The organism is Desulfurella sp., from assembly GCF_023256235.1.
In the GTDB taxonomy this organism is placed as follows: Bacteria; Campylobacterota_A; Desulfurellia; order Desulfurellales; family Desulfurellaceae; genus Desulfurella.
Genome location: NZ_JAGDWY010000042.1, coordinates 1 through 4,690, shown reverse-complemented (window position 1 = coordinate 4,690; position 4,690 = coordinate 1). Strand labels below are relative to the sequence as shown.

The 4,690-nt window shown below is 34.8% G+C and carries 7 protein-coding genes; all 7 read left to right on the top strand.

All coding sequences use genetic code 11. The features are described 5' to 3' along the window. Positions 1-78: 78 nt before the first annotated feature. The 7 genes from Q0C22_RS04250 to Q0C22_RS04220 are packed head-to-tail and all read left to right on the top strand — an operon-like array spanning position 79 to position 4,545. Positions 79-333, top strand: coding sequence for an SHOCT domain-containing protein (locus Q0C22_RS04250; protein WP_291491958.1), 255 nt, complete (start codon positions 79-81; stop codon positions 331-333). A 13-nt stretch (positions 334-346) separates the two neighbouring features. After that, the gene (locus tag Q0C22_RS04245; protein WP_291491949.1) at positions 347-790 is read left to right on the top strand and encodes a c-type cytochrome; all 444 of its coding nucleotides are present in this window, start codon (positions 347-349) and stop codon (positions 788-790) included. A gap of 2 nt (positions 791-792) precedes the next feature. Continuing rightward, on the top strand, positions 793-3,231 hold the full coding sequence (locus Q0C22_RS04240; protein ID WP_291491941.1) for a heavy metal translocating P-type ATPase: 2,439 nt from the start codon (positions 793-795) through the stop codon (positions 3,229-3,231). A gap of 12 nt (positions 3,232-3,243) precedes the next feature. Next, positions 3,244-3,489, top strand: a complete 246-nt coding sequence (locus Q0C22_RS04235) for a glutaredoxin family protein (RefSeq protein WP_291491931.1) — start codon at positions 3,244-3,246, stop codon at positions 3,487-3,489. Beyond that, complete coding sequence (locus Q0C22_RS04230) at positions 3,486-3,692, top strand: heavy-metal-associated domain-containing protein (protein ID WP_291491911.1); 207 nt, start codon at positions 3,486-3,488, stop codon at positions 3,690-3,692. Before Q0C22_RS04235 ends, Q0C22_RS04230 begins: the two co-directional genes overlap by 4 nt. 22 nt (positions 3,693-3,714) lie before the next feature. Further along, positions 3,715-4,002, top strand: coding sequence for a metal-sensing transcriptional repressor (locus tag Q0C22_RS04225; RefSeq protein WP_291491897.1), 288 nt, complete (start codon positions 3,715-3,717; stop codon positions 4,000-4,002). A gap of 51 nt (positions 4,003-4,053) precedes the next feature. Continuing rightward, positions 4,054-4,545, top strand: a complete 492-nt coding sequence (locus tag Q0C22_RS04220) for a Spy/CpxP family protein refolding chaperone (protein ID WP_291491878.1) — start codon at positions 4,054-4,056, stop codon at positions 4,543-4,545. Positions 4,546-4,690 lie beyond the last annotated feature (145 nt).

Sequence of the window (4,690 nt, the reverse complement as noted above, 5' to 3'; positions counted from 1 at the left end):
TATGAATCATCAAGACACAACAAACACTAATGTTAATCAAAAGCATAAGTGCTGTCATTAAAATTTAGGAGGTAAACTATGATGTGGTTTGGCGGTGGACCTTTTTATCACGGATGGTATGGTATTGGAGGTATGATTATGATGTTTGTTTTTTTGTTTATAGTTATAGCTGCTTTGTTTTTTGGGGCAAGGTGGATATTTGGATATGGCGGCTGCGGGATACATCATAGGTTAAGCGACAGCGATGATGCTTTGGAAATTTTGAAGAAAAGATACGCAAAAGGCGAGATAACAAAAGAAGAGTTCGAAGAGATGAAAAAACATTTATCTTAAAAAAAGGTTTTAAATGAAAAACAGGTGGGTCATTTTTGTAAGTATAGCCATACTGGCTTTTTTAGGAGTGTCAATGTATTTTTATGCTCAAAGTAACTATGGACCAGCTATAATGAATGGTTATGGCTATAGACCCTCTATGATGAGAGGCATGATGGGTCGCAACTATTACAACAACAATAAACCTTATGCAAATACTAACACTAGTATTAAGCTTTCAGATGATGCCAAAAAGGGCAAAGAACTATTTGAATCGCTATGCGCGCAATGTCACGGACAGTATGCTCAAGGAAAAATTGGACCAAATATTCAGAATGCCTCTGAAAGCAACATCGATTGGGCCCTAAAAAATGTCTCAATGATGAGCTCGCTTAACTCAAACTCTAAATTAAAAAACCAGGAAAATATTTACTACATTTCTGAGTTTTTAAAGTCTTTTAGAAAAGGGAATAACTGATTATGGAAAAGGTAACTTTGAATCTTGAAGGTATGAATTGCGCTTCTTGCGCTTTATCAATAGAAAAAGCATTGAAAAAGGTTGATGGTGTAGAAACAGCAAATGTTAACTTAGTAAGTGAGAAAGCAACGATCCTGGGTGTTGACTTAAAAGCAGATGTATTGATACAGGCAGTAAAAAATGCTGGATATAAAGCAAGCTTGGATAATATTGAAAAAATTCAAGATAATACAGAACAAAACACTAAAATTTATCAGGTAAATGGGATGAGTTGTGCAGCATGTGCCATAAACGTGGAAAAAGCACTTAAGAAAGTACCTGGTGTAATAACGGCAAGCGTCAATATAGCAACAGAAAAAGCTAGTGTTACGATAGATCCAAACATTGTATCAGAGCGGGATATGGCCAAAGCCGTGCAGATGGCTGGATATGAGCTTTTAATTAATCAAGACAAACAGTCACTTAATCAGGATGATTCAAATCAAAAACTAAAAAAAGCTAAATTGAAAATGATATGGGCCTGGGTCATCACAGGTCCTTTGTCTGTGCTTATGATTGCCCATATGAGTGCTATATCTATACCTTACTTTAGCGAAATTAGCCTTATTGCATCTTTTATCGTAATATTTATTGTGGGTAAAAGTCTTATTAAGTCAGGATTTACTGCCATAGTGCACAAAAGCTTTAGTATGGATGTATTGATATTTTTAGGTGTTTGTGCTTCTTATTTGAGTGGAATTTTATCAGCATTGGGTGGGCAAATTGCAGATTATTCTGCGGTTGGCGCCATGATTATGGGCTTTTATCTAATTGGGCAATATCTGGAAGCAAAAGCTAAAGGCAAAGCTTCAGAAGCTATAAAAAAACTCATTTCAATGAGCCCTAAAACAGCCAATCTTGTGGAAAAAGACGGTAGTATTGTTTCGATTGATGCCAAAAACCTGGTAGTAGGAGATGTAGTTTTGGTTAAACCATCACAACAGATACCTGCAGATGGCATAATTGTGGAAGGTAATACAACGGTTGATGAATCAATGGTTACAGGAGAATTTCTTCCTAAAACTAAAAATATTGGCGATCGTGTAATAGGCTCATGCATTAATCAATCTGGTGCCATAAAGGTTAGAGTTACTGGCGTTGGTGAAGATACATTTTTAGCTCAGATGGTAAAGCTTGTTGAACAGGCAATGGGTACAAAGGTGCCCATACAGCGTTTTGCCGATAAAGTTGTAGGTATATTTGTGCCTTTTGTGATTTTTGTGTCAGTTGTTACTTTTTTGTTTTGGTTTTTAGATCCAAAAGCTGGTCATTCAATTACATTGTGGGCATCTTCGTTTTTGCCATGGGTAAACCCTAATTTAAATGCTTTATCTGCGGCAGTTTTTGCAAGCATTGCTACGCTTGTTGTAGCATGCCCTTGTGCATTGGGACTGGCTACACCTACTGCTTTAATGGTAGGATCTGGTCTTGGGGCAAGACATGGCATATTAATAAGATCAGGTGATGCTCTTCAAGGTGCAAAAGACATTGATACGGTTATATTTGACAAAACAGGAACTCTAACTACTGGAAAGGTTAGTGTATCAGAAATATACACTACTATTGATAAAGAAGAATTTTTAAAATTAACGGCTAGCCTTGAGAGTTATTCAGAGCACCCACTAGCAAAAGCCGTAGTGGATTATGCAAAATCAAACAATGTGGAAATACATAGCGCATCTGATGTGGAAGTTAAGCCTGGTCTTGGTATTAAAGGTACTGTTTTAGGCAAGACAATCATTATTGGAAATGCAAATTACATAAAAACTTCTGGTTTATCTTTGCCTAAAAATGTTTTGGATAACGATAACACATTAAGTTTTGTAATGGATACAAGCGGAAACTATCTTGGGTATATAGCATTTAAAGACACATTAAAAGAAAATGCAAAAAAAGCCATCCTTGAATTAAAAAACATGAATATCCGTACAGTTATGCTAACAGGTGATAGCCAATCAAGCGCAAAACAGATAGCAAATATTTTAGGGATTGATGAAGTTTACTATAACCTGTTGCCACAAGAAAAATTAGAGTATATTAAAAAATTTCAACAAAAAGCTCATGTAGTAGCTATGGTAGGAGATGGAATAAATGATGCTCCTTCTTTAAAACAAGCCAATATAGGTATAGCAATAGGTACAGGCACAGATATTGCCAAAGAAGCAAGCGATATAACTTTGGTTGGCTCGGATTTAGAAGCAGTAGCAAAAGCAATAAGGCTCTCAAAAGCTACATTCAATAAAATAAAGCAAAATTTATTCTGGGCATTTTTTTATAATTTGGTAGCCATACCTATTGCTGCACTTGGGCTTTTGCATCCAGCTATTGCAGAGGCAGCTATGGCTGCAAGCTCTGTAAATGTTGTTACAAACTCTTTAAGACTTAAAAAATACAAACTCTAAGGAGGTTAAATTATGCAAATTACAATATATACCACCAAAGGTTGTCCTGATTGCTATGGTCTTAAACAATGGTTAAATTACAAAAATATCCCATATACTGAAATCGATATCGAAAAACCTGGGGTAAGTGATTATCTAAAAAACAAATATGGTGTAAGGGTTGCTCCCATTACAGTTATTGAGGATAAGTTTTTTTATGGAACATTTGAAGCACAAAAGCCACAAATAGAAGCTGTATTACAAAAGGAGGCATTATGAGAGTTTATGTTAGCGGTATGAGTTGTCAACATTGCAAAATAGCCGTTGAAAAAGCATTTTCTTCCATTGAAGGCGTGGAAGGCGTTAATGTGAATCTGGAAGGTGCATATGCAGATGTGGTATTAAACTCTAAGGTTGATGATCAAAAATTCTTTGATGCTTTGGCAGATACTGCATACGAAGTTGTAAAAATAGAAAAATAGAAAAATAATATAGAGGGATTGAATGAAAGAGTGTTGTGATTTGCACCCCAAGCATCAAGAAGCACTTGTATTGCTTAAAACTGCAAGAGGACATATTGATGGTGTAATTAAAATGATCGAAGAAGAAAGGTATTGTATTGATATATCTACACAATTATTGGCAATTATATCGCTGTTAAAAAAAGCAAATATTTCTGTGATAAACAAGCATATAGAAACATGCGTAAAAGATGCTGTAAAAACAGGTAATATTGATGAAAAGATTGCTGAATTGCAAAATTTGATGAAGTATGTGGAAAAGAATAAGTAATAAAAATGCTTTTAAAAATATTTTAAGCAATATAATTTAGGAGGTTTTACAATGCATTACAAAAAGTTTCTTGTGGGTTTGGTCTTTTCAGGTGGCTTAATGTTAGCGGTATCAAGCAATTCTTTTGCGCAACCTCAAGCGGGCTATATGATGAATGGTTATGAGTCTAATGGCCAAAATGGCGGTTATGGTATGATGGGTTCAGGTTATAGTATGATGAATCAGGGTTATGGCATGATGGGCGGATTTATGGGACCATATCAATTCAAATATCTAAATTTAACCAAACAGCAACAGAATCAGGTAAGAAAACTTCAAGAACAACATTTTGAAGCGATGCAAAACATTATGAAAGAATATTTTAACGCTATAAATAATTCTTCAGGGAATGAAACGGTAAATCAAATGGCGCATATAAGATCTGAATTTTTCAATAAAATGATGAATGAAAGAAACGCATATTTTAACGGATTAAGCAAAATTTTAACCAAGGAACAAATGGAAAAACTGCATTCAGCTTATCAAGCACCTGTAAACAAATAAAAAAGCGTAAAGTAAACTCTAATTAAAGAATTTGCACTTCTTGCCTGAAGGAGTTGGGAGAGTAATAAAATAACAAACCCTCCCAACCATAAAAAAAGTCTAAACTCTATATAAAAGGGTTGGAAGGTAAAAATACTTATTTTTT

Coding starts and splice junctions, on each gene's coding strand:
- Q0C22_RS04250 (WP_291491958.1), top strand. CDS start 79: ATGATGTGGTTTGGCGGTGGACCTTTTTATCACGGATGGTATGGTATT.
- Q0C22_RS04245 (WP_291491949.1), top strand. CDS start 347: ATGAAAAACAGGTGGGTCATTTTTGTAAGTATAGCCATACTGGCTTTT.
- Q0C22_RS04240 (WP_291491941.1), top strand. CDS start 793: ATGGAAAAGGTAACTTTGAATCTTGAAGGTATGAATTGCGCTTCTTGC.
- Q0C22_RS04235 (WP_291491931.1), top strand. CDS start 3,244: ATGCAAATTACAATATATACCACCAAAGGTTGTCCTGATTGCTATGGT.
- Q0C22_RS04230 (WP_291491911.1), top strand. CDS start 3,486: ATGAGAGTTTATGTTAGCGGTATGAGTTGTCAACATTGCAAAATAGCC.
- Q0C22_RS04225 (WP_291491897.1), top strand. CDS start 3,715: ATGAAAGAGTGTTGTGATTTGCACCCCAAGCATCAAGAAGCACTTGTA.
- Q0C22_RS04220 (WP_291491878.1), top strand. CDS start 4,054: ATGCATTACAAAAAGTTTCTTGTGGGTTTGGTCTTTTCAGGTGGCTTA.